A 21,834-nucleotide genomic window follows, 5' to 3' on the forward strand; every position below is an offset into this window, starting at 1 on the left:
GGCTACCTTGAAATGACTATATGAAACTAAAGTTAAGTCCTAGTACCAGCATTGCAGTCTTGATTGCTATTGGTCTTTCAGCTTGTACTGCGGCTAAATTAGAGGCTCGTCTGGAAGCCAATCCTCAGTGCAAAGAGAGCGTCAATCCAAAGACTGGTGCTTTAATGCCGTGTCCCGGATCAGACCGGTCCTTTTATGTTGCAGCCGGTCTGGAGACGCTAAGGCCAGCCAAGGTAATCGCTACTCCTGCCAATGCAACGGATACTCCGCCCGTCACAAATTCAATGGCAGGGACTTCTGCCGCAGCGAAGCCAGCCGCAGTGAGTTGTAAGCCCCAGTTACATAAAAAGACAGGTGGGGTATTACCCTGTCCTCCTGGCGATTAATTTAGGAGAGGTTTACAGCAGGGGGTTATGATTACCGAAAAGTAGCACGTCATCTTGGATTTATTAAATTGGGTTTAAAAATGAAAAAATTGGGTCTATTGGCAGCATCTATTTCTACTGTCCTTCTATTGACTGCTTGTAGCAATACTCCTAAACTGGCCTCAGAGCCAATGCCTAGATCTGGGTTCTTACCAGACTATTCGGTGCTGGTTCCAATGGTTACCAGCGTTCCTGATGCGCGTATTTGGAGATACAGAATCTCTGGCGTTAATCCTAGCTCTTACACTGCAGTTATTTTGGATCCTATTTATTTAAATCAAAGTGCTACCAAAGATATCAGCGCTGAAGCTATTACTCAAGCAAGGACAACATTGCAGGCATCTATGATTGAAGCAGTGGGTGCGCGTGGCAATATCCAGATTGTCACTAAGCCAGGCCCTGGCGTTGCCCGTGTATCTGTAGGCATTACCGGCGCTGAAAGTTCTAACGATTATTTAAAGCCATGGAACTTTACACCAATTGGACTGGCTGCCAATGCTGCGGCTTTTGCAGGTGGCGTTAATGCTAAAACTCCGGCACTTGTAATTGAAAGCAAAATCACTGATAGCCAAAGCAATAAGCTCTTAGGTGAGGGTCTAGTGACCGTTCAAGGCGAATCCTTTAGAACTGCTAGCGGCTCTGTTGAGTCATTTATAGCAATGGCAAAAAAAGCGGTTCAGGTGGCTATGGAAACTTCTGCAAACCCTACACCAACTGGTAAATAAGAGATTGCTATGTATTTTGCTAAAAATGTTTTGCTAGTATTTGCTTGTGCGTTAACTTCTTTGCCAATGAGTGTGTATGCAGATGATGTATCTCGTAACAAGGAAATTGCTGAGCGTTTTGCAAAATGCGATACAAATCGTGATGGTAAGTTGACTTTAGCTGAAGCAAAAGGATGCATGCCTCGAATCTACGACCACTTCAGTTATATCGATAGTGCTAATAAGGGTTATGTCACAGTCGCCCAAATTCAAGCTATGGCGGCTCGATAGTGACTGTAAGGGCCTCTCGAGGCCCTTTTCCATTTGATAGAATATGCCTGTAATTATTCCCAAGTTTGAGCAAAAACGCATCACCGTCACTTCTGAAGATGGCCCATTAGAAATTGCCTGTCAAGTTGGTGGCAATGGCCCGCCGATTTTATTGCTCCATGGTTTTCCGCAAACTAAAGCGATTTGGGAAATCGTTGCACCTGAATTAGCTAAAAACTTCACCGTTGTCGCTTCTGACCTGCGTGGGTATGGAGAGTCCTCCAAGCCCCATGGCAAAGAAGATCATTCGACTTACTCCAAAAGATCTATGGCATCTGACCAGCATGGGCTCATGAAAGCCTTAGGTCATGAGCAATTTTTCTTACTCGGTCACGATCGAGGCGGCAGAGTCTCTCATCGTCTTGCAATGGATTACCCAGATAGTGTTTTGCGTTTGATGGTCTTAGATATTTCTCCAACTCTCACAATGTATGAGAATACTACGATGGAGTTTGCCAAAGGCTATTGGCACTGGTTTTTCTTAATTCAAGCAGAGCCGATTCCAGAAACCTTAATTGGCGCAGATCCCAAGTTTTGGATTAATAAACACATGGGTCGTCATGCCGGCACAGGTATATTTTCTGCGGAGCGCTGGGCTGAGTATCTTGCGGGCGCAAGCAATCCACAGAGCATGCATGCCATGTGTGAAGACTATCGTGCTGCGGCAACGATTGATTTAGTACATGATCGTGCAGATAGGGTGGCTGGTAAAAAACTCAAAATGCCTTTAAGGGTCTTGTGGGGTGAGCATGGCATCGTCAATAAATGCTTTAAACCGATTGAGGACTGGCAAGTAGTAGCCCAGAACGTATCTGGAAGGGTGGTTCCTTGTGGGCACTATATCCCAGAAGAGCTTCCAAGAGAGCTCATTACTGAAGCTCAATCCTTCTTTAAGTCAGGCTGAGTGTTAAGCTCATTCCTTGTTATATATTTCTAGTTGAAAGTGCCCTCATGAATCAATTCATCAAAAAACTGTTTTTAATCAGTGCCGCACTAATCTCAGTGTCTGCATATGCACAAAAAAATGATGCCATTCTGAATACCGCCCAAGTACAGCAAGCGATTGCTCGAGGTGCCATTGTTTGGGATGTGCGTGATGAAAAAAGTTTCTTAGAAGGGCACATCCCTGGAGCAATCAATATTGGCGAGGTGGGAAGCGTTCTCAGAGACCCCAACAAAGAGGATTACATAGCAACAGAAAAGATACAAAAGATGTTTAATGATGCTGGCCTGAGTATTAATCGAGACATTGTTGTCTATGGTGCACGCGGTAATCCCTATGCATATTTTGGTCTGTACACCATTCAATATTTTGGTGGCAAGCAAGCTCAGATTTATCACGATGGCTTTGATGGGTGGAAATCAGCTGGGCTACCTATTCAGCAGGAGCGTCAAACATCTGCTCCCGTATCGGTAACTCTTGTACCCCAAACTCAGTTGGTGGTATCGAATGAAGAAATGATCAAGCTTGCACAATCTAAATCTGTGCAGATTGTGGATGTACGAACACCAGATGAATATTCCGGTAAGGATGTCCGCGCTATACGGGGTGGTCATATTCCTAACTCAGTCAATATTCCCTTTGAGGATAACTGGCAGGATCCCGCTACGGCAATTAAGCTGAGCAAAAAACAGCTCACAGATAACTCTGGTATGAGCCTAAAAAATGAGGCAGATCTTAAAAAGCTCTACGCTAAATTAGATCCAGACAAGGAAACGGTTGTGTATTGTCAAAGTGGAGTTCGGGCCGCTGAAACTGCAGTTGTTTTGAAAAACCTTGGATTTAAAAAGGTGAAGGTCTACGACTCATCCTGGCTTGGGTGGGGCAATAACCTACAAGCACCTGTCGCTGATGAGTCTTTCCTTAACGTTGGGGCACTAAATGCCAAGATGAGTGCTATGCAAAATAAGATCAATCAGCTCGAAGAAGCGCTTAAAGCAAAAAGTAACTAGAGCTATCTAGCAATCTTTGCTTAATAAGAGTCTATGGTGCTAGCTTAGGTGGTTTTTTTCCAAGGGGTGGGCAAGGCATCACCACCTCAGGATCAACAGTCAAAATCTTTTCATTCTTATCTTTATAGCTCACTCTAGATAAGAGATCCTGGATGAGGTTTAAGTGAGTTTGTTTCTTGTTGTTTGCATTGACAACAGTCCATGGTGCCTTTATGGAGCTAGTCTTGAGCAACATCAGATCCCTTGCAACGCTGTAGGCTTCCCATTTATTTTGGGCCTCCTCATCAATCGGGCTAATTTTCCATTGCTTTAATGGATCCTTTTTTCGGCTCTCTAAGCGTTCTGCTTGCTCTTTTTTGTCAATATCTAAGTAGTACTTCATGATCTGAATGCCTGAATCTGCTAGCAAGCCCTCAAATTCATTCACAGAGCCCATGAACTGTTTGTATTGTGTATCGGTGCAAAAGCCCATCACTTTTTCAACACCAGCCCTGTTGTACCAGCTGCGATTGAAGATAGTTAACTCGCCTGCCGAGGGAAGCTCAGATACATATCGTTGAAAATACCACTCACCTTCCTCGCGAGAGGAGGGTTTTCCTAGGGCTACAACATGAGTTTCGCGCGGGCTCAAATGTTCAATGATGCGCTTGATGGTGCCGTCTTTGCCGGCAGCATCTCTTCCTTCCAAGATTATTAACAGACGCAAGCCACCTAAAATGACCTGACGTTGAAGCTTAACTAATTCAATCTGCAATAGTTGATGTAGCTGATCATCATAATCATCGTGTTTACAAGGCTTGGTAGATTTACTCAAGCTTAAGGTGCCAAATCTGTTGCAGGTGGAGGTGCTTTAGGAACTTTTTTAGCAGCCACTTTTTTCCTGGGAGCTTTTTTTGCAGCTACTTTCTTGGTAGGAGCCTTTTTGGCAACCCCTTTTTTGGTAGCTGGCTTTTTAGCTGTTTCTTTTTTATCAAGCTTCTCTAGTGCATTAGCCAACTTATCAATGAGTTTTTCGCGGTCAGACTCTAATTTGTCTAGTTTTTTCATTAGCTGCTTAACTAATTTTTTTTTGACTCATCATTTTCTCCTTAGGTCAGTTTTTCATACTTGTCGATGATTCATCCTACGATCTATTGAGACCACATGCAAGGGGCACTTAGATTCAACAGAATTTATGCTTGCCTCATCGATTAGTGCAACTTTGGGCGGGATATGTTCAAAAACCTAGCTTCGGTATTTGAAGCCGTTTGGTTAATAGGGCCGGCTAGTTTTCTAAATAAGTCAGCATGCAAGATGTGATGTCACTTAATGCCACTTCATCAATCGAAAGTACTGTTGGCAGGCCCCAAAACCCAAGGGCTCTATCGGGAGTGAAGCTGAAGCAACCGCCGGGATGGGGCGATGAGAGTTAAGAGATGAAAATCCTCTAAATAATTGATTTATTAGGGATTTTTACTAATAATTACTCTGGATGAAAGTTATTGCTGGCCATGAAGCTGATGGTTCGTTCAAAGCCTAAAATGCGGATATAACGCCAAGCGATATCGCGGTATTTATTGTCTAAATAGCCAATCGCGACCTCAGGAGTCCTTTTGGACAGGTCGATTTGTTCAATTGCACGGGCCCAGCGTTTGAGTCTTGTTGACATATTTGTCACCTCCATGACCATACAACGCATCAGAATTGGGTGGAGATGACAAGAATTTCTAAATATTTAATAAATATCTTAAGCGCTTAAAACCCTTAAATCGAGACTACTTTATGGGGGTTGAGGATATTTTGGGGGTCTAGGGCCCTTTTTAGGGCCTTCATCAAATCATGCGCTACAGCACCCTTATGGGCTCTTAGGTCAGCTAATTTGAGCTGCCCAACCCCATGCTCTGCCGATATTGAGCCCTGGCAACGTTCCACTTGGGCATAAACCAGCTCATGGATAGCCTTTTCATGGCTGAGGTTGAACGCCTTGGGGTCCAATCCTAGGGGCGGGGCAATGTTGTAGTGTAGATTTCCATCGCCCAAATGCCCAAAATTAATGATCCTTACCCCTGGATACTTTTGCCTCATCAGTGAGTCAGTGTCCTGAATAAAGCTTTCTAAAGAGGAAAGTGGGATGGTGATGTCATGCTTCAGATTGGCGCCTTCTTCGGCTTGTGCCAAAGTAATGTGCTCGCGCATATGCCAAAACGTATTAGCTTGACTCAGATTGCTAGCGATGACTGCATCGCTAATAAGATTAGCTGAAAAAGCCTCCTCCAAAATAGTTTCGAGCAGTTTACGAACATGCTCCTCACTTTCGTGATCAGAAAGTTCAATCAACACAGTAAAGGGTGGATTTCCTTTTAAGGGATTGGCCATGTGTGGGAAATGTTTTTCATTTAATGCCAATGATTCTTGGGTCATCATTTCAAAACCTGTCAGCAATGAAGTTGCACGTTTCTGAAATAGAGTCAGTAGAGCAATCGTAGATGCAATATTATCCGTGGCAACTAGCGTTGTCCATTGAGAGACTGGGAGTGGGTAAAGCTTCATGACTGCTGCTGTGATGATGCCTAGAGTGCCTTCCGAACCAATGAAAAGATCACGCAAATCATAACCAGTGTTGTCTTTGCGCAAACCTTTGATCCCATTCCAGATCTCACCTTGAGCGGTAACAACCTCAAGGCCTAAGCAAAGATCACGAGTATTGCCATAGCGCAGTACATTCGTACCCCCAGCATTGGTAGCTAAGTTGCCGCCAATCATGCAACTGCCTTCTGCGCCAAGACTGAGTGGAAACAAAAAATCTTGAGCTGCAGCTTTTTCTTGAACAGATTGCAAAATGCATCCCGCTTCTAGCGTTATGGTTTGGTTAGCAGAATCAATCGCACGGATTTGATTCATACGCTTGAGATTGAGAATGACTTGATTGCCGCTATTATCAGGCGTAGCGCCACCACAAAAACCAGTGTGTCCGCCTTGCGGAACGATGGCGACATGATGCGCAGCGCAAAGCTTCACAATATTGGCTACTTCATCAGTTGTTTTGGGTAGAAGGACTGCTAAGGCTTTGCCGGTGTAACGTTTGCGCCAATCTGTGAGGTAGGGCACTTTATCTGCATCATCAGTTAGAACATATTGCTTGCCTAATACTGCTCCAAATTGTTCGATCAAGCCTTGCATCATTACTCAGCCTGTCTCTTTTGCTTGGCCAAGATTTTTGCTTGCTGCTTGATGGGCTTGAGGTAGAGTAGTAAGCAAATAAAACCGCTTGTAGCGAGGATGGTCTCTAACAGCGCCATCCAAAAATTGCTACCAGTTTCCAGAATACGAACTAAACCCTCAGTGATATAGAGGAGGACCAACATTGAAGCCCATTGCATGGTGTAGACCTTGCCTTTCCAGAGGCCTGGAATTGCAAAGAGCAGGGGGATACCTTTTAGTATCAACCAAGAACCACCGGGGCGAAGGGGGGAAATAAACCACTCCCAACACACGCATAGAATAAATAAATCAACAAAGGCTGCTGTTGCCAGGAGCTGGTACGGATTCTTTTCAAGTAATTTCTTGAGCATTCTGCTTACTTTTTCTGCAAAAGTTTGAGGGCAGTTTCTGCTAAGCGCTTACCTTGGGCTTTTGCTAAACGCTGCTCTTCAGGGCTAATCGGAGCCCGACCATCTGCATGCGCCAAGTGAGTAACTCCATAAGGGCTACCGCCTGTATTCGAAGACATCAAATCAGGCTCACTATAGGGTAGGCCGACAATGACCATGCCATGATGCAGGAGAGGAATCATCATGGTGAGCAGAGTGCTTTCTTGCCCACCGTGCATGCTGCCTGTGCTGGTAAATACGCAAGCAGGCTTTCCAATTAAAGCGCCGTTGAGCCACTCGGATGAGCTGCCATCCCAAAAATATTTCATAGGGGCTGCCATATTGCCAAAGCGAGTAGGGGAGCCCAGGGCCAAACCAGCACATTCCTGAAGATCGGTGTATTCAACATAGGGCGCGCCCTCATTTGGGACGGCAGCTTCTGTGGCCTCACAAACGGCGGAGATTGCAGGGACAGTTCTGAGCCGCGCATTGATCCCAGGAACGCTTTCGATGCCTTCAGCGATCAGACGAGCCAGATCCCTGGTGGCACCATAACGGGAGTAGTACAAAACTAAAATTTCAGGTTGGTTCATATTCTCTTATGATAAGGCGATGCGCCTTATTCGTAATCCTCAATTATGGCTTGCTCTGGGCAAACAGCTCTGGGAGCGTAATCGCGGCCTCAATCTGAATCAGATTGTTGCCAGTTTGGCGTTTACGACCACCTTGTCTCTAGTGCCAATGATCACCATTGCCACCATTCTGATTGGTTATCTACCCAGCGTCATCCAGTTTAAAAATACTTTCAGAACATGGCTGCTCGATACCTATATGCCCGGCGGCCTAAATCAACAAGTATTTACCTATCTGGAACAGTTTTCATCTAAAGCAAGTGGATTAACATTCATTGGCTTGATTGGCTTAGTGATCACCACCATCATGACATTGGCGGTGATTGAAGCAGCATTTAATCAGATCTTCAAAGTAAATGAGCGTCGTCCTTTATTGAAAAAGGTCATCATTTATAGTGCGGCAACTTTTTTGGGGCCGGTACTGTTAGGTGTGGGTGTCTATTTAAGTGGCGTTTTATTTAGCGCCTCTGAGGGATGGATTGAAGCGATATCCATTGGCTTTCGCCTGATGGCAGCAATTGCACCCATCTTCCTAGCTATTGCTGTTTTCACTGTCGTTTATAAAGTTTTACCTTACACCAAGATTCTGTGGTCAGATGCCTTTTCAGGGGCTTTCTTTGCGGCTATTAGTTTTGAGTTGATGAAGTTTGGCTATGCTTTTTTTCTGAGTAATACCGCCTTCTATAAGACTGTCTATGGCGCCTTCGCCATCTTCCCTCTCGGGCTGCTCTGGATCTATATGACCTGGTGGATCACCTTGGCTGGAGCGATCTTAGTAGCCAACTTACCTAATATCCGCAGCGGTGTCATTAGGGTTATTCGTTATTAAAAGAGATCCACTTGCCCTTGATTGATCGAGATCTTCGGCATATATTGAAACTATCGTTGTCGTGTTTGTATTGTTTCTGGAGATGAGATGAAAGTTCGCGATATATTACGCGTCAAGGGCAGCACCTTATTTACCGTCGCCCCCGAGACTGCGCTGCAAACTGCAGTATTGGTCATGAGCGAACATGACATAGGATCTTTGGTTGTTATGCAGTACGACAAACTAGTCGGTATTCTCACTTTCCGTGAGGTGATTGCAGCTTTAGCAATACATCATGGCAAGCTTGATGGTCTGCAAGTGAGTGCTGTGATGAATCACAAACCGCTGACTTGCAACATGGAAACGGAAATCAATGAAGTCCGCCGCATGATGTTGGTGGATCACGCACGCTATCTACCTGTAGTAGATCAAAAAATGTTGATGGGTGTAATCTCTTTTTATGACGTTGCCAAGTCTGTAGTTGAAGCGCAAGACTTCGAAAACACCATGCTAAAAGCCTATATTCGGGATTGGCCAGAAGATACCGAAAAGGCTGCAAACTAGCCCTTAGCCGCTTGTTTTAGGCTGATATTCCTGACAAATGACATAATGTTGTTATGTCAGGAAATACTTTAGGCCTCCTCTTTACTGTTACCACTTTTGGTGAATCTCACGGTCCCGCTATCGGGGCGGTGGTTGACGGCTGCCCGCCAGGTATGGCTTTATCGGAGGCGGACCTTCAGTTAGATCTAGATCGTCGCAAACCAGGCACCTCGCGCCACGTGACCCAGCGTAAAGAAGAAGATCGGGTTGAGATTCTCTCTGGTGTCTTCGAGGGCAAGACTACAGGTGCACCCATTGGCCTCTTAATACGCAATACCGATCAGCGCAGTCAAGACTATGGCGATATCTTGCAAACATTCAGGCCGGGTCATGCTGACTATGCTTATCACCATAAATATGGTTTTCGCGATCCCCGTGGTGGCGGTAGATCTTCTGCGCGCTTAACTGCACCAGTTGTTGCAGCGGCAGCCATTGCAAAAAAATGGTTGCATCAACAATATGGCACGCAGTTCTATGGCTATATGAGCCAACTGGGCTCCTTGGAAATTCCATTCAAGGATCTTTCTCAGGTTGAGAAGAATCCATTCTTTGCTGCTAACGCTGACATCATTCCGCAACTTGAGGCTTATATGGATGAGTTGCGCAAGGCCGGGGACTCTTGTGGCGCACGCATTGAGGTGCGTGCACGTAATATGCCTATTGGCTTAGGTGAACCCCTCTTTAATAAGTTGGACGCAGATATTGCACACGCCATGATGGGAATCAATGCTGTTAAAGGTGTTGAGATCGGCGCTGGCTTTAAATCAGTTGCTCAGCGTGGTAGTGAGCATGGCGATGAAATGCATCCCGATGGCTTTGCAAGTAATCATTCTGGAGGTACCTTGGGCGGAATCAGTAGCGGCCAAGACCTGCGAGTTTCTATTGCGATTAAGCCGACTTCTAGCATCATGAGTCCAAAGCAATCGATTGACTTAGATGGCAAGCCGATTACAGTTCAAACCAAGGGTCGTCATGATCCTTGTGTTGGTATTCGTGCTACACCCATCGCTGAAGCAATGTTGGCTTTAGTGGTCATGGATCACGCATTACGTCATCGCGCTCAGTGCGCTGATGTCCAAGTGGCAGTTAAGCCTATCCCTGCAGCTCGCCCGGGATCAACACCAGATTGATGGCTATTGTTTAGATGACACCATCTCTTCGTTGGGCCTTCGGGTCCTTTTTCTTTTTATATTTTGCTTATGTTGGCCTGGTCTCACCTTACGCTAGCTTATTCTTTTTAGAGCGCGGATTTAGCGTAATAGAGATTGCAGTATTGATGTCAATGCTCCAAATTACCCGCATTATTGGGCCATTTTCTTGGGGCTGGCTCTCTGACTTTTTATCGAACCGCGTTGGGATTATTCGCTTTTGTGCTTGCTTGGCGGCGCTAGTCTTTTTATCTATTTACTTTTTACAAAGCTACATCAGCTTTTTTATCTGGATGTTTGTTCTGCATACCATCCTAAGCAGTCTGATGCCTCTTGGAGAATCTGCAACCGTACACGCTTTATTTAAAGATAATTCTTTTGATAAACGTTATGGGCGACTGCGCCTGTGGGGGTCCCTAGGCTTCATATTCATGGTGCTGACTGCTGGTGAGCTCTTTCAACGAAACTCGATAGAGCTCTATCCTGCGGTGGGTGCGATTGTATTGGTATCACTAGCCTTGGTCACATTTTTGCTGCATGAGCCAAAGATGGAGCGCCGCAAAATGGTCAAGGGTGAATTGCTAGTGCTGCTCTTGAACCCAGATGTTCGCTGGTTTTTAATCTCTGGTTTCTTTATGGTGTTTGCTCATGCAGCCCTATATGTTTTTTATTCCCTCTATCTTGCCAATCTTGGTTACGATAAATTTCAAATTGGATTGTTCTGGGCCTTAGGCGTATTTGCAGAAGTGATTTTCTTCTACTTCCAAAGTAGAGTGCTGAGTCGTTTAGACGCTGAGGTTATTCTTCAGGCAGCTTTTGGGATTGGGGTGGTGCGTTTTATTTTGATTGCATTCTTGCCAACAACAGCTATTCTGATCTTTGCTCAAGTCTTACATGCAGGTACTTTTGCGGCCCACCATAGTGCCGCCACAAAATTACTCCAACGCTGGTTTACTGGGCCCTTGCAGGCTAGAGGCCAAGCCTTAATGGCAACCGTCTCTTATGGGCTGGGCGGTACTTTGGGCGGATTGTGTGCAGGCTGGATCTGGGAGCTATCTCAACCACGCGATGTATTTGTGATGGCTGCATTTGCCTGTGGATTGGCTGGCATGGCAATTCAAAAACTGAGACCACGCCATTATCCAGGCAGATAAGGAAAACTCTTCTTACTGAATCTTTGCCTTAGCGCGAAGTTTTTGCATCATTTCTGAGAACTTTACTTTTTGCCAATTCTGATCAGACATGATCATTTGTTTTAGCTGGTCTTTCATCTCATCAAAGCTAGGAGCCTTGGCTTCACGAGAATCTAGGGTCTTGATAATGTGATATCCAAATTGAGATTTCACTGGCTTATCAGTAATCTGACCGTTCTTAAGTTGCACCATGGCTTTTGAAAACTCAGGAACCAGGGCTTTATCAGATACCCAGCCGAGGTCGCCACCATTTTTAGCGGAGCCGGGATCTTTAGATTTAGCTTTGGCCATATCTTCAAAATTAGCGCCAGCCTTCAGCTGGACAATGATCGCTTTGGCATCTGCTTCTTTGTCCACCAATATATGCTCTACGTGATATTCCTTACCGGCATACTCACCTTTGATGTTTTCATAGGCGGCCTTCAGGTCTGCATCCGTGACGCCTTCGCGCTCTACATAGTCCTCAAAAACAGCCCCCACTAAAACTCCCACACGCGCTTGTTCTAATTGCTCACGTACCGCTTCTTTTTGGATAACCCCACGCTTATCAGCGTCCTGCAAAATCAATTCACGGGTGATTAGCATTTCTCGGGCTTGATCTCGTACTTGAGGATCATCTGGCTTACCCATTTTTTCCACTAACTTATCTAACTGAGCCTTAGGAATAGCTTTGCCGTTGACGATGACAGCATTCTGAGCAACTGCATTTGCTGACAAGAAGAGGGCAAAAAGACTGATAGTAAAAGAGGATTGAAGTTTCAACATAGTGGGAGATTATTTAATAAATGGTCTGAATGATCCGGTTTCAATGGCTGTCAGTGTAAATCAAACTGATGAGCCGGATTCACCTGGTGCTATGGCATTAATTGTTAGGGCATGGATCTCTGTTGGGATATGTCGATTTAAGGCAGCGTAGACTGCGCGATGTCTAGCGACTAAGCCCAGACCCTTGAATTCTGGGGCAACGATAGTCAGCTTAAAGTGGCCACCACCAGTAGCTGCGCCCGCATGCCCAGCATGCAGATGACTTTCATCTTCAATCTGAAGATGCTCAATCGCAAATGTTTTATGTAGGTCCTGCTCAAATAATGCAATACGTGCTTGATTAATACTCATTCAGAGGGATGCTCCATATGACGTGAAAGCCAAATACCTTGGGCGATGACAAAGGCGACTAGTAAGCCTGTGCTACCAAAGAGCTTGAAGTTAACCCAAGTTTCTTCAGAGAACTCAAAAGCGATATACAGATTGAGGATACCCATCAGGAAGAAGAATGCAGCCCAAGCCATATTGAGTCGATGCCAAACTGAGTGCGAGTTTTCTGGTTTGAGAGTAACTTGCTTGCCCATGAGAACTTGAATCCAATTTTTACTGAAGAATTGGGCGCTTATAAATAAAGCCCCTGAAAATAGCCAGTAAAGGGCAGTCGGTTTTAGTTGGATAAAAGTCTTGTCATGCAAAAAGATGGTTAGGCTGCCAAATACTAGAATCATGACCAAACTAACCCATTGCATGGCATCGATCTTGCGGTGGCGATAGTAAACCCACAGAATTTGTCCAATAGTTGCAACCATGGCAACAATCGTTGCGGTGTAGATATCACCAAATTTAAAGGCGATAAAGAACAGGATGATGGGGAATAGATCGAATAAAAATTTCATAAGAGGCATTATCCAGCTATTTAATATTTCAGCCCTATTTATCAGATTCGTTTGTGGGCTTTGCATTAGAGCTAGGCTCAAAGCTCAAAGATGCAGAATTAATGCAATAGCGTAAGCCAGTTGGATTTGGGCCATCGTCAAAGACATGGCCTAAATGGGCATCACAGTTGGCGCAGCGTACTTCAGTACGAATCATTCCATGGCTAACATCCTTAATTTCTTTGATGGCTGATTCTTCCTCTGGTTGGTTGTAGCTAGGCCATCCGCAGCCAGCATCAAATTTAGTGTCTGAAAGGAAGAGCGGGGTATGACAGCAAACGCAGCTATATCTACCTTTGTCCCAATGGTCCCAATATTTTCCAGTAAATGGCCTTTCAGTAGCAGCCTCTCTAGTGACGCGATACTCAATATCGGTAAGTATTTTTTTTGTATTCTGGATTTGTTTTTTTCATAAGAACTCTCTTGATTTCAATCGGTAGTGAGGTATTAGGAAGAGCAGCTAACTTCAATGAACTCTAGATCTGGAGGAGGGGGGTTTGCGTACTCTTGGTATTGCTCTTGTTCATCAAACGGGCTCTCTAAAATGCTTAAGAGTTTAGCCACTTCAGAAAAGTCTTGCTGTTGAGCCTTTTCAATAGCAGCTTGGGCTAAATGATTGCGCAATATATATTTTGGGTTGACTGCATTCATTCTTTGTTTGCGTTCAGCATCAACACTAGATTCTGCCTGTAAGCGCGCGATGTAATCACTAAACCATTGATCAATCGCATCCCGATCAATAAAATCATTGCGTGCTTCGATTTGGCTGATAGGGGCATTAGAATTAATATCCGCAAGCCCTCTAAAGAACTTTGTAAAGTCGACTCTTGTCTCATGCATCATCTGAAGTAGTCTTTCAATGAGTTCGATATCTTCTTCTTGCTCATTAACGAAGCCCAGCTTGCCCCTAAATAGAGTCTGCCAATCTTTTTCAAAGATGATTGGAAATTCACTGAGCGCATCAGTGAGTAGCTTTTGGGCTTCTTCTTTAGAGTGATCTAATTCTAGTAAAGGTAAAAAGGCGCTCGCTAAGCAAGCCATATTCCAATGCATGATCTGCGGCTGGCGATGATAAGAATAGCGGCCACCATGATCGCTATGATTGCAGATGTGGTCCATTTGAAATTGATCCAGAAAGCCAAAAGGACCATAGTCAATCGTCAGTCCTAATACGCTGATATTGTCGCTGTTGAGAACTCCATGACAAAAGCCAACGGCTTGCCACTGAGCAACTAGCTTTGCATTTCGCTCAGATATCTTTTGAAATAGCGCTAAGTAGTGATCTTTATTATTAAGGCATTCTGAATAATGCTCATTTATTAGTAAATCTGCGAGCTCTTTCAGTCGAGCGATATTTTGGGTTGAAGCAAAGTGTTCAAAATGACCAACGCGAATAAAACTCGGTGCTAAGCGGGCGCACACGGCAGCAGTTTCTAGGGCCTCTCGCAAGACTGGCATCTTAGATCCGACCACCGATAACGCCCTGCTGGTGGGGATACCTAAAGAAAACATAGCTTCGCTGCATAAAAACTCGCGGATAGAAGAGCGCAAGACAGCTCTGCCATCACCCATGCGCGAATAACGCGTCTTACCAGCACCCTTTAGTTGTAGTTCTTGGCCAGCGATATTGCCCAAGAGGATTGCTCTACCATCGCCTAGCTGTCCAGCCCAGACGCCAAATTGATGTCCGCTGTAAGCAGTGGCAATTGGATTGGGAAATTTCTGAGACTGAGTCTCCAGACTATTTCCTGCTAAAAGGTTCAGCCAAGACCCATCCTCTGGATAGCCATCACTCTTTAACTTGAGTTTGAGTAATTTAGCTGCCGATGATGAAAAAGCCACCCAATAGGGCTCTGGAATCGGGCTTGGTTGTAGTTCTTGGACAGCGTCATCGCCGCTTAAAGTAAAGGCCATAAGAACTATTCTAGGGGGATTTCCCAAATAGCGTTTGAGCTACTAAAATCCGGGTATGAATAAACAAGTCCAGATCAATGCCCAAACTCAGCTTGCCAACTTAGGTGAAGAATTAAATGTTCCCTTTTTAAAGCTTCTGGGTGTTCGCTGTCTGAGCGCAGAAATGGGCAAAGGGGAGATCTTGCTAGCTCTTAAGCCAGAGCATACCAATACTTGGGCCGTAGCCCATGGCGGCGTTCTTCTCACTCTAATGGATGTGGCTATGGCTGTAGCTGCCAGATCAGGTGATCCTGGTGACCGCAGTGTGGTCACAATTGAATTGAAAAATAACTTTATGCAGGCTGCCAATGGCGTATTACGTGTAAAAGCCGATACGGTTCGTAGTACAGCCACTATGGCCTTTTGTGAAGCTAAGCTTTACAACGATCAGGGTGAAGTGTGCTGTATGGCGACAGGAACGTTTAAATACTTAAAGCGCTTAGCAACTCGCAATGCTGATGGCAGTCGTGTTGTGAATGATGACCTACGTGGCGAAACAAACGACTAAGAATTAAACCGAAAGATTAGAGCCGGGTGCAGCACTAAGAGCGCCGGTAATCACGTCATGGCCAACTGTGCCAGTAGCATCGAAGCGACGTTCTACCATTTCAAATTGACCGTCTTTACGTACTCTGAGCACTGTGCTGGAACGCGTTCCATAGGTATCAGTTTTAATGAAGGCGGGTGAGAGTGCCTTTTCCCATTCGCGAGTCACGCCGGTATTAGGCAGTTCATGATCACTTGCGTGATGGGTATCAGCTAGTAACTTTAAATATTGGTCTACATTTTTTAGTTGACCACTATCCATAGCAAGTGTCTGTGCAAAGGCAGCTACACGATGGTTTACCTTAGGCCATGGCGTATCGAGCATGGCATTAGAAAGCCCGTAAACACCAGCATCTAAGGGTTGCTGAGGGAAAACTTTACGTGGACGAATACTCTGGCCCATCATCATACGGTTACTAACCCAATGCATCTGGGCATTCTCAGGATTACTTAGGTCAGCCATTAAAAGATTAAAGCCGTTGTAATTCTGGAAACGCTTTACATTTTCTTGGATGAAGTCAGTAGGTTGCTCCTTTCCTGAAAGATACATTAAGGAGAGTTCTCCACGCGTTCTTGAGTCAGGATTTTTTTCGCTAGGCGCCCTAACATTCGTCAGTGCGGCAAACTTACCGGTCTTGGTAAAGCCTAGCCAGGTACCTGGGCTTCCCAAAACATCAGCACGATCTCTACCAGCTAAAATATGGGGGTGCTCTGGCCACCAAGAAATACCTTCAGTGTCACGCTCATAAAACTCATCGCGATTAGCTGCAACTACCAAGGGGTAGTCAGGATGTGATTTCCAGGCAAAAAGGATCAGGCACATATCAGCAGAAAATCCTAAATTTCAATGAATGGATAAGGCAATGGATCTATTTTTAACACAGGTCCTTGCACGCTTCCTAGATGGATTTCTCCACCTTCTAGCGCATCCAATTTGCATTCCACCTGGAGGTCGATTCTATTGGGCTCTGTGGGGGATGGAGATGACAGGACCACCATACCAGCTGGTTGGGCGGGGTCGTTCTCATGAAAAAGCTCGGTACCTGGGGCTATCGAGACGCTACCTAGGGAGTCTATTGAAGTGTGCGCTAGTTGCAGCCGCCTCTTGATAACGCCCCGGTATTGGCTACGCGCGACGATTTCTTGTCCTGGATAGCAACCCTTTTTAAAGTCCACTCCGGCAACGGATTCAAAGTTAATCATTTGCGGAACAAATTGCTCTTGCGTTGCTAGAACAATTCTCGGAATTGCACTCATTACCTCAAGATGATCCCACTGTATGGAATCATCACTCAAGTTGCTCTCTGAGCCATCATTATTCCGTGCAATCAATACTCGTGAATACGTGTAATTATTTGCTAAGACATTTGGTAGGCGTAAGCCAATTTGACCAACTTCTATTTTGAGATCTGCAATATCTGATTCAATGCAGCAATATCCAGAAATACTCCATGCAGATGATGCATCGATCACTTTTACTTTGGAGCGCAGCACAAACATCGATAAGCGTTTGGCTATAGATGCTGCGATATCTTTGGAGAGGAATAGTGCAAAACGATCTGGCGCATTGACATCTTCAGGAAATTGCCCAATCCAGGCGCTGGCTAGTAATCTTCCTTTTGGATTGCAATATCCGACCAGTCTGACTGAGTTATGGGTTTGGGCAGTTTGCGGGGCGAAGGTCCGATTCAAGCCCAATACAGAATTACTCAGCTGATTTTGTAAAAAACTAGCGGCATCTGCACCCTCCACAAAAATGAGGCCCCATTGGGGGAGATTGGCTTGTATTGGTGTATTTTGGGGGTGATTGATCATGACCCTTTTATCATAGCCTGATGAGTAGAAAAATTCAGGGAAGTCGTCGTTTTAATAAGAACAACACTTTGGGCCAACGTCTTAGAGCTTGGCTATATGGGCTTCTTGCGGTGATTGGTATCTTCTATAGCGGCATCTTTTTATGGCCAGTAGTTCCATCCAATCCCAATGTGGCTGATTTGCTAGTTTATAAGGTCAAAGTTAAGCCCCAGTCAGGACTTGCTAGCATTTCCGGGCAATTAGAGGAGCAGGGCGTTTCTACGAATTCAATCGTATTTCAGGTGAGCGCAAGAGCTTTGTTGGTTGGATCAAAGCTAAAACCAGGAACTTATCTTTTACCAACGAGTGCAAGTTTAGGAACCATTCTTCTTCAAATTGCCCGAGGCGATAGGGTGAAGGAGAGTATTGCCATCGTTCCCGGCATGACCATCTGGCAATTAAGGCAATTGGTGGATGCGCATCCATCATTGCTTCATCAGACTAAGGGCATGAGTCCAAAAGAAATACTGCAAAAACTCAACCTTAGTTATCCGGGGCTTGAAGGTATTTTTATGCCAGATACCTATATCTTTGATCCGGACGAGTCTGATATTGAAATCTATCGCAGGGCGTCACAGGCAATGCAAAAACAGCTTTCTTACGCATGGTCACAAAAAGAGGCAAATTCCCCCTTGAAAACACCTTATGAGCTTCTCACTCTGGCATCTATTGTGGAAAAGGAAACTGGGCGTTCAGCTGACAGGGGCTTGGTTGCAGCCGTCTTCACCAATCGCTTAAATAAGGGAATGATGTTGCAAACCGATCCTACCGTTATTTATGGCATTGGCCCTCAATTTGACGGTAATCTTCGTAAAGCAGATCTTCGCAAAGACAATCCCTACAATACCTATATGCGCAAAGGATTGCCTCCAACCCCCATCGCCATGCCGAGCAAAGAATCAATTCAAGCAGCCATTCATCCTGCTGTAAGCAATGTATTATTTTTTGTAGCTAAAGGCGATGGCAGTAGCCACTTTTCTCAAAGCCTTAGTGAGCATGAGAGGGCAGTGGATCAATATCAGCGCAAGCCAAGCCGGACATCCCATTAATGCGATTTAATTTCATATGACATCAATGTATCCAGGATTTTTTATTAGCTTTGAAGGTATTGATGGTGCCGGTAAGAGCACTCATCTCGAGTCGTTTCAACGGCTGATGCAAGAGCGCTATCCCGATCGTGAAGTGGTCATGACCCGCGAGCCGGGTGGCACACCTTTGGGTGAGCAGCTAAGGGCATTGTTGCTGGATGCCCCAATGAATTTAGAGACAGAAGCTTTGTTAATGTTTGCTGCTCGTCGTGAACATATCGCTCAAGTGATTGAGCCTGCTTTGAAGGCTGGAAAAATAGTCATTTCAGACCGATTCACGGATGCTAGCTTTGCTTATCAAGGAGGAGGGCGGGGCTTAAGTCTTGATAAATTAAATCAACTTGAGCGTTGGGTGCAAGGCGGCGCTAATGGCCTCTTACTCCAGCCTAATCTCACGATCCTGTTTGATTTACCAGGTGAGATTGCAGAGGCGCGTCGCTCTAAAGCACGAGCACCAGATAAGTTTGAAAAAATGGATTTAAATTTCTTTGAGAAAGTTCGCCAAGAGTATCTTCGCCGCGCCAAGGAAGATCCATCGCGCTTTCATTTAGTAGATGCCACAAAAACTCCAGACCTCATTTGGAATGAATTAAGTCATTTGAAATTCAAAATCTAAATGAGTGACTCCATGCTTGCCGAACCAAAAAAGTCTCTAGCGCCATGGCTGCAAGGGCTATGGGATAACTTGGATTTTTCCAACTTTCCTAATGCGACCTTATTGCATGGTCAATCCGGCATTGGTAAATTTGCATTTTCGCTTGAGCTTGCAAAAGCCCTCTTATGTGAGAGTTCTCACACAGCTTCACGTCCCTGCAATCAATGTGAGGCCTGCCATTGGTTTAGCACTGGAAATCATCCCGACTTTATTGCCCTGGTTCCCGAGACGCATCGCAGGCTATTGCCGCATGCCGACTATGAAAGTGATGAGTCTCCAAAGAAAGGCAAAGCAGTACGAGATGATTCTGATGGTGAGACTAGTGAAAAGAAAGAAAAGAAAAATATTTCCATTGAAGAGACTCGTAGCGCTATAGAAGGTCTTTCAATTGGTTCGCATCGAGGGGGTAATCGTGTGATCTTGATTTACCCCTTAGAGATGCTGCGTTCTGATTCTGCCAATACTTTACTAAAGTCCTTAGAAGAGCCCCCAGCAAATACTATCTTTATCTTGTTAGCTGATCGAGTAGATCGTGTTCTGCCGACCATTCGTTCTCGTTGTCGCTTACTGACTGCGCCACGCCCAGATCGTGAGCAAGGCTTAGCGTGGTTACGTTCGCAATTACAGAAAATCAATGGGCTTAAAGTAAACGATGCTGATATTGAAACCGTTTACGATGAACAGGGTGGGGCGCCATACTCAGTTTTAGATTCCTTGATTGCAAGAAACAATCAAGATGACAAAGATGAATTAACGATTGCCATTCAAGCCTCACGCTATCTGCTTCAATCCATGTCGCAAGGAGTGCGCATGAATTGGTTAGATTCTGCGGAGAAGACGCACAAGGCCCGATACAGCTATTTATTGGCCGCAATGCAACGCTGGACCTCTGATCTTCAAGCTGTTGCACAGGGCGGTAACCCGCGTTATTACCCAAAACACATTGCAACGCTTCAAAGTTTGTCTCAAACCGCCAAGACCCCCAAACTGCATCATTTTTGGAAATCTCTGATTCAAGCTCGTCGTCATGAAAATCACCCCTTGGCTAATAGAGTTCAGTTAGAAGCCTTGCTATCTCAATACCAACAAGTTTTTGAATCTTAATTTAGACCTAGGCAGTCTAAAATAGCGAGTCATGTTTATAGACTCTCATTGCCATCTCGATTTCCCAGAATTTCAATCTCGCTTGCCTGAAGTGCTTGCGAATATGGCGGCTGCCAAAGTAAGCAATGCCTTGTGCGTATCTGTCGATCTGCCAGACTTTCCCAATGTTTTAAAGCTTGCCCAGGATCACTCCCATTTATATGCCTCTGTTGGGGTTCATCCCGACTATGAGGACACTCCCGAGCCTAGTTATGACTTCCTGGTAGAAACCGCTTTAAAGCATCCCAAAATCGTTGCTATTGGTGAAACTGGACTGGACTACTACCGAATGGGTGATCGCAGCTATGCATCCATGGAATGGCAACGTGAGCGCTTTAGAACCCATATCAGGGCTGCAATAGCCTCTAAAAAGCCTCTTATCATCCATACACGTTCAGCATCCGAAGACACTATCAAGATCCTCAAGGAAGAGGGCGCACAGCAGATTGGCGGGGTGATGCATTGCTTTACTGAAAGCCTAGAAATGGCTCAACTGGCTATGGAAATGGGCTTTTATATCTCTTTTTCTGGAATAGTGACCTTTAAAAGTGCTAAAGACCTTCAGGCGACATGTATGGCGGTTCCGCTGGACAGAATGCTCATCGAGACAGATTCTCCTTATCTAGCGCCTATTCCGTATCGCGGGAAAATCAATGAGCCTGCATGGGTGGCTAAGGTTGGCGAATTCATTGCTAATCTCAAAGGAATTCCTATTCAAGAGCTTGCTGATCAAACTTCAAGTAATTTTTATGAATGTTTTCAATTAGATAGAAGTTATTCATGATATTAAAGTTTAATAAATTAGGGATGTTTTTATGTTTGATTTGCATTGGAATTCAGCTTTCTCACTCACAAACCCCAGCCCAGGTTGCTGATTTTGCCAAAGCAGCTAAATTTGATGATGTTTCTGAGGTCAAAGCTTTACTAAAAAAAGGCTTAAATCCAAACACTGTTGATGTAAATGGCAGCCCAATGTTGGTTTTGGCCATTAGGGAGAAATCTCCTAAGGTTATTGATTTATTGCTTGGCGATAAGAATATTGATGTTGACTTATCGGATAAGAACGGTGAAACACCCTTAATGATGGCTTCAATCGATGGAAATTTGCCACTTGTTAAGACTCTGGTTATTGGCCATAAGGCACAACTAGATCACATTGGCTGGACACCTTTACATTACGCGTGCGCCAAGGGCCAGCTGGAAGTTTCCCAGTTCTTAATTGCAAATGGAGCTATCGTTGATTCCATGAGCCTTGGCAATACAACGCCGCTGATGATGGCCGTCCAATCTGGCAATGAGCAATTGGTCAAGCTGCTCTTAGATAAAGGCGCAGACTTACAACTACGAAACTCACAAGGCTTAACAGCGATTGATATTGCTGATGTTTATGACAAGCCTTGGATTAGTGAGGGCCTTAGATCCCGTTGGTTAAAACTCTATAAGAAGCCTTATGTGAGCCCAGTGAAGTCAAAGGCCTCATAGACAATCTGCGTATAATCATTATTATGTCAAATAAGATATTTCTGTAAT

Annotated in this window: 28 protein-coding genes; 15 read left to right on the forward strand and 13 right to left on the reverse strand. The window is 44.9% G+C overall.

Annotated elements, in window-relative coordinates; translation table 11 throughout:
- The first annotated feature begins 20 nt into the window (after positions 1–20).
- From CBI31_RS09000 to CBI31_RS09020, 5 genes are all read left to right on the forward strand, one after another.
- On the forward strand, positions 21–386 hold the full coding sequence (locus CBI31_RS09000; RefSeq protein WP_088526079.1) for a hypothetical protein: 366 nt from the start codon (positions 21–23) through the stop codon (positions 384–386).
- An 80-nt stretch (positions 387–466) separates the two neighbouring features.
- Positions 467–1,150 (forward strand): DUF3313 domain-containing protein, encoded by a 684-nt coding sequence (locus tag CBI31_RS09005; protein ID WP_088526080.1) that lies wholly within the window; start codon positions 467–469, stop codon positions 1,148–1,150.
- Positions 1,151–1,159: 9 nt separating this feature from the next.
- The gene (locus CBI31_RS09010) at positions 1,160–1,420 is read left to right on the forward strand and encodes an EF-hand domain-containing protein (RefSeq protein WP_088526081.1); all 261 of its coding nucleotides are present in this window, start codon (positions 1,160–1,162) and stop codon (positions 1,418–1,420) included.
- Between the two features lie 43 nt (positions 1,421–1,463).
- On the forward strand, positions 1,464–2,363 hold the full coding sequence (locus tag CBI31_RS09015; RefSeq protein WP_088526082.1) for an alpha/beta fold hydrolase: 900 nt from the start codon (positions 1,464–1,466) through the stop codon (positions 2,361–2,363).
- A 47-nt stretch (positions 2,364–2,410) separates the two neighbouring features.
- Positions 2,411–3,412, forward strand: a complete 1,002-nt coding sequence (locus CBI31_RS09020) for a sulfurtransferase (protein WP_088526083.1) — start codon at positions 2,411–2,413, stop codon at positions 3,410–3,412.
- Between the two features lie 31 nt (positions 3,413–3,443).
- Here the strand turns inward: CBI31_RS09020 and ppk2 are convergent, their stop codons facing one another.
- The 6 genes from ppk2 to wrbA all read right to left on the reverse strand — a co-directional run bounded on the left by ppk2 (position 3,444) and on the right by wrbA (position 7,574).
- Entirely contained in the window at positions 3,444–4,226 is a 783-nt protein-coding gene (gene ppk2, locus CBI31_RS09025) for a polyphosphate kinase 2 (protein ID WP_088526084.1), read from the reverse strand.
- Between the two features lie 2 nt (positions 4,227–4,228).
- Positions 4,229–4,459 (reverse strand): serine/threonine protein kinase, encoded by a 231-nt coding sequence (locus tag CBI31_RS09030; protein ID WP_088526085.1) that lies wholly within the window; start codon positions 4,457–4,459, stop codon positions 4,229–4,231.
- A 415-nt stretch (positions 4,460–4,874) separates the two neighbouring features.
- The gene (locus tag CBI31_RS09035; protein WP_088526086.1) at positions 4,875–5,060 is read right to left on the reverse strand and encodes a hypothetical protein; all 186 of its coding nucleotides are present in this window, start codon (positions 5,058–5,060) and stop codon (positions 4,875–4,877) included.
- 95 nt (positions 5,061–5,155) lie between these two features.
- Positions 5,156–6,574: an FAD-binding oxidoreductase gene (locus CBI31_RS09040; RefSeq protein ID WP_088526087.1), complete on the reverse strand. Its 1,419-nt coding sequence runs from the start codon at positions 6,572–6,574 to the stop codon at positions 5,156–5,158.
- Entirely contained in the window at positions 6,574–6,963 is a 390-nt protein-coding gene (locus CBI31_RS09045) for a DUF2069 domain-containing protein (RefSeq protein ID WP_088526088.1), read from the reverse strand. Before CBI31_RS09045 ends, CBI31_RS09040 begins: the two co-directional genes overlap by 1 nt.
- Before the next feature lie 5 nt (positions 6,964–6,968).
- Positions 6,969–7,574: an NAD(P)H:quinone oxidoreductase gene (gene wrbA, locus CBI31_RS09050; RefSeq protein ID WP_088526089.1), complete on the reverse strand. Its 606-nt coding sequence runs from the start codon at positions 7,572–7,574 to the stop codon at positions 6,969–6,971.
- Between the two features lie 19 nt (positions 7,575–7,593).
- Between wrbA and CBI31_RS09055 the strand changes: the two genes are divergently transcribed.
- The 4 genes from CBI31_RS09055 to CBI31_RS09070 all read left to right on the forward strand — a co-directional run bounded on the left by CBI31_RS09055 (position 7,594) and on the right by CBI31_RS09070 (position 11,326).
- On the forward strand, positions 7,594–8,442 hold the full coding sequence (locus tag CBI31_RS09055; protein ID WP_088526090.1) for a YhjD/YihY/BrkB family envelope integrity protein: 849 nt from the start codon (positions 7,594–7,596) through the stop codon (positions 8,440–8,442).
- 87 nt (positions 8,443–8,529) lie between these two features.
- Positions 8,530–8,985, forward strand: a complete 456-nt coding sequence (locus CBI31_RS09060; RefSeq protein ID WP_088526091.1) for a CBS domain-containing protein — start codon at positions 8,530–8,532, stop codon at positions 8,983–8,985.
- Positions 8,986–9,038: 53 nt separating this feature from the next.
- Positions 9,039–10,154 carry a chorismate synthase gene (gene aroC / locus CBI31_RS09065; protein WP_088526092.1) on the forward strand — a complete coding sequence of 372 codons (1,116 nt, stop codon included), beginning with the start codon at positions 9,039–9,041 and terminating at the stop codon, positions 10,152–10,154.
- Between the two features lie 14 nt (positions 10,155–10,168).
- Positions 10,169–11,326 carry an MFS transporter gene (locus CBI31_RS09070; RefSeq protein ID WP_088526093.1) on the forward strand — a complete coding sequence of 386 codons (1,158 nt, stop codon included), beginning with the start codon at positions 10,169–10,171 and terminating at the stop codon, positions 11,324–11,326.
- Positions 11,327–11,338: 12 nt separating this feature from the next.
- Here the strand turns inward: CBI31_RS09070 and CBI31_RS09075 are convergent, their stop codons facing one another.
- Genes CBI31_RS09075 through CBI31_RS09095 form a run of 5 tightly spaced genes read right to left on the reverse strand, consistent with a single transcriptional unit; the run spans position 11,339 to position 14,979 of the window.
- Positions 11,339–12,130: a peptidylprolyl isomerase gene (locus CBI31_RS09075; RefSeq protein WP_088526094.1), complete on the reverse strand. Its 792-nt coding sequence runs from the start codon at positions 12,128–12,130 to the stop codon at positions 11,339–11,341.
- Between the two features lie 60 nt (positions 12,131–12,190).
- Positions 12,191–12,481: a BolA family protein gene (locus CBI31_RS09080; protein ID WP_088526095.1), complete on the reverse strand. Its 291-nt coding sequence runs from the start codon at positions 12,479–12,481 to the stop codon at positions 12,191–12,193.
- Positions 12,478–13,026, reverse strand: coding sequence for a septation protein A (locus CBI31_RS09085; protein WP_088526096.1), 549 nt, complete (start codon positions 13,024–13,026; stop codon positions 12,478–12,480). The genes CBI31_RS09080 and CBI31_RS09085 overlap by 4 nt, the downstream gene beginning before the upstream one ends.
- 34 nt (positions 13,027–13,060) lie before the next feature.
- Entirely contained in the window at positions 13,061–13,465 is a 405-nt protein-coding gene (gene msrB, locus CBI31_RS09090; protein ID WP_088526097.1) for a peptide-methionine (R)-S-oxide reductase MsrB, read from the reverse strand.
- A 47-nt stretch (positions 13,466–13,512) separates the two neighbouring features.
- Positions 13,513–14,979 (reverse strand): protein adenylyltransferase SelO, encoded by a 1,467-nt coding sequence (locus tag CBI31_RS09095; RefSeq protein WP_088526098.1) that lies wholly within the window; start codon positions 14,977–14,979, stop codon positions 13,513–13,515.
- Between the two features lie 55 nt (positions 14,980–15,034).
- On the opposite strand from CBI31_RS09095, the gene CBI31_RS09100 reads away from it, so the two are divergent.
- A complete protein-coding gene (locus CBI31_RS09100; RefSeq protein WP_088526099.1) occupies positions 15,035–15,526 on the forward strand; it encodes a PaaI family thioesterase in 492 nt (163 codons plus the stop codon).
- A gap of 3 nt (positions 15,527–15,529) precedes the next feature.
- Here the strand turns inward: CBI31_RS09100 and CBI31_RS09105 are convergent, their stop codons facing one another.
- Together CBI31_RS09105 and ygfZ are read right to left on the reverse strand one after the other, a co-directional pair.
- Entirely contained in the window at positions 15,530–16,387 is an 858-nt protein-coding gene (locus CBI31_RS09105) for an NRDE family protein (RefSeq protein WP_088526100.1), read from the reverse strand.
- 14 nt (positions 16,388–16,401) lie between these two features.
- Positions 16,402–17,379 carry a CAF17-like 4Fe-4S cluster assembly/insertion protein YgfZ gene (gene ygfZ / locus CBI31_RS09110; RefSeq protein ID WP_088526101.1) on the reverse strand — a complete coding sequence of 326 codons (978 nt, stop codon included), beginning with the start codon at positions 17,377–17,379 and terminating at the stop codon, positions 16,402–16,404.
- Between the two features lie 20 nt (positions 17,380–17,399).
- On the opposite strand from ygfZ, the gene mltG reads away from it, so the two are divergent.
- The 5 genes from mltG to CBI31_RS09135 are packed head-to-tail and all read left to right on the forward strand — an operon-like array spanning position 17,400 to position 21,786.
- Positions 17,400–18,467 carry an endolytic transglycosylase MltG gene (gene mltG, locus CBI31_RS09115; RefSeq protein ID WP_088526102.1) on the forward strand — a complete coding sequence of 356 codons (1,068 nt, stop codon included), beginning with the start codon at positions 17,400–17,402 and terminating at the stop codon, positions 18,465–18,467.
- Positions 18,468–18,483: 16 nt separating this feature from the next.
- Positions 18,484–19,122, forward strand: coding sequence for a dTMP kinase (tmk, locus tag CBI31_RS09120; protein ID WP_088526103.1), 639 nt, complete (start codon positions 18,484–18,486; stop codon positions 19,120–19,122).
- Positions 19,123–20,265, forward strand: coding sequence for a DNA polymerase III subunit delta' (locus CBI31_RS09125; protein ID WP_088526104.1), 1,143 nt, complete (start codon positions 19,123–19,125; stop codon positions 20,263–20,265).
- 31 nt (positions 20,266–20,296) lie between these two features.
- On the forward strand, positions 20,297–21,088 hold the full coding sequence (locus CBI31_RS09130; RefSeq protein WP_088526105.1) for a TatD family hydrolase: 792 nt from the start codon (positions 20,297–20,299) through the stop codon (positions 21,086–21,088).
- The gene (locus CBI31_RS09135; RefSeq protein ID WP_088526106.1) at positions 21,085–21,786 is read left to right on the forward strand and encodes an ankyrin repeat domain-containing protein; all 702 of its coding nucleotides are present in this window, start codon (positions 21,085–21,087) and stop codon (positions 21,784–21,786) included. Before CBI31_RS09130 ends, CBI31_RS09135 begins: the two co-directional genes overlap by 4 nt.
- Positions 21,787–21,834: the final 48 nt, after the last annotated feature.

This window comes from Polynucleobacter campilacus (assembly GCF_002206625.1).
GTDB lineage: Bacteria > Pseudomonadota > Gammaproteobacteria > Burkholderiales > Burkholderiaceae > Polynucleobacter > Polynucleobacter campilacus.

Coding starts and splice junctions, on each gene's coding strand:
- CBI31_RS09000 (WP_088526079.1), top strand. CDS start 21: ATGAAACTAAAGTTAAGTCCTAGTACCAGCATTGCAGTCTTGATTGCT.
- CBI31_RS09005 (WP_088526080.1), top strand. CDS start 467: ATGAAAAAATTGGGTCTATTGGCAGCATCTATTTCTACTGTCCTTCTA.
- CBI31_RS09010 (WP_088526081.1), top strand. CDS start 1,160: ATGTATTTTGCTAAAAATGTTTTGCTAGTATTTGCTTGTGCGTTAACT.
- CBI31_RS09015 (WP_088526082.1), top strand. CDS start 1,464: ATGCCTGTAATTATTCCCAAGTTTGAGCAAAAACGCATCACCGTCACT.
- CBI31_RS09020 (WP_088526083.1), top strand. CDS start 2,411: ATGAATCAATTCATCAAAAAACTGTTTTTAATCAGTGCCGCACTAATC.
- CBI31_RS09030 (WP_088526085.1), bottom strand. CDS start 4,459: ATGAAAAAACTAGACAAATTAGAGTCTGACCGCGAAAAACTCATTGAT.
- CBI31_RS09035 (WP_088526086.1), bottom strand. CDS start 5,060: ATGTCAACAAGACTCAAACGCTGGGCCCGTGCAATTGAACAAATCGAC.
- CBI31_RS09040 (WP_088526087.1), bottom strand. CDS start 6,574: ATGATGCAAGGCTTGATCGAACAATTTGGAGCAGTATTAGGCAAGCAA.
- CBI31_RS09045 (WP_088526088.1), bottom strand. CDS start 6,963: ATGCTCAAGAAATTACTTGAAAAGAATCCGTACCAGCTCCTGGCAACA.
- wrbA (WP_088526089.1), bottom strand. CDS start 7,574: ATGAACCAACCTGAAATTTTAGTTTTGTACTACTCCCGTTATGGTGCC.
- CBI31_RS09055 (WP_088526090.1), top strand. CDS start 7,594: ATGCGCCTTATTCGTAATCCTCAATTATGGCTTGCTCTGGGCAAACAG.
- CBI31_RS09060 (WP_088526091.1), top strand. CDS start 8,530: ATGAAAGTTCGCGATATATTACGCGTCAAGGGCAGCACCTTATTTACC.
- aroC (WP_088526092.1), top strand. CDS start 9,039: ATGTCAGGAAATACTTTAGGCCTCCTCTTTACTGTTACCACTTTTGGT.
- CBI31_RS09070 (WP_088526093.1), top strand. CDS start 10,169: ATGACACCATCTCTTCGTTGGGCCTTCGGGTCCTTTTTCTTTTTATAT.
- CBI31_RS09075 (WP_088526094.1), bottom strand. CDS start 12,130: ATGTTGAAACTTCAATCCTCTTTTACTATCAGTCTTTTTGCCCTCTTC.
- CBI31_RS09080 (WP_088526095.1), bottom strand. CDS start 12,481: ATGAGTATTAATCAAGCACGTATTGCATTATTTGAGCAGGACCTACAT.
- CBI31_RS09085 (WP_088526096.1), bottom strand. CDS start 13,026: ATGAAATTTTTATTCGATCTATTCCCCATCATCCTGTTCTTTATCGCC.
- CBI31_RS09095 (WP_088526098.1), bottom strand. CDS start 14,979: ATGGCCTTTACTTTAAGCGGCGATGACGCTGTCCAAGAACTACAACCA.
- CBI31_RS09100 (WP_088526099.1), top strand. CDS start 15,035: ATGAATAAACAAGTCCAGATCAATGCCCAAACTCAGCTTGCCAACTTA.
- CBI31_RS09105 (WP_088526100.1), bottom strand. CDS start 16,387: ATGTGCCTGATCCTTTTTGCCTGGAAATCACATCCTGACTACCCCTTG.
- ygfZ (WP_088526101.1), bottom strand. CDS start 17,379: ATGATCAATCACCCCCAAAATACACCAATACAAGCCAATCTCCCCCAA.
- mltG (WP_088526102.1), top strand. CDS start 17,400: ATGAGTAGAAAAATTCAGGGAAGTCGTCGTTTTAATAAGAACAACACT.
- tmk (WP_088526103.1), top strand. CDS start 18,484: ATGACATCAATGTATCCAGGATTTTTTATTAGCTTTGAAGGTATTGAT.
- CBI31_RS09125 (WP_088526104.1), top strand. CDS start 19,123: ATGAGTGACTCCATGCTTGCCGAACCAAAAAAGTCTCTAGCGCCATGG.
- CBI31_RS09130 (WP_088526105.1), top strand. CDS start 20,297: ATGTTTATAGACTCTCATTGCCATCTCGATTTCCCAGAATTTCAATCT.
- CBI31_RS09135 (WP_088526106.1), top strand. CDS start 21,085: ATGATATTAAAGTTTAATAAATTAGGGATGTTTTTATGTTTGATTTGC.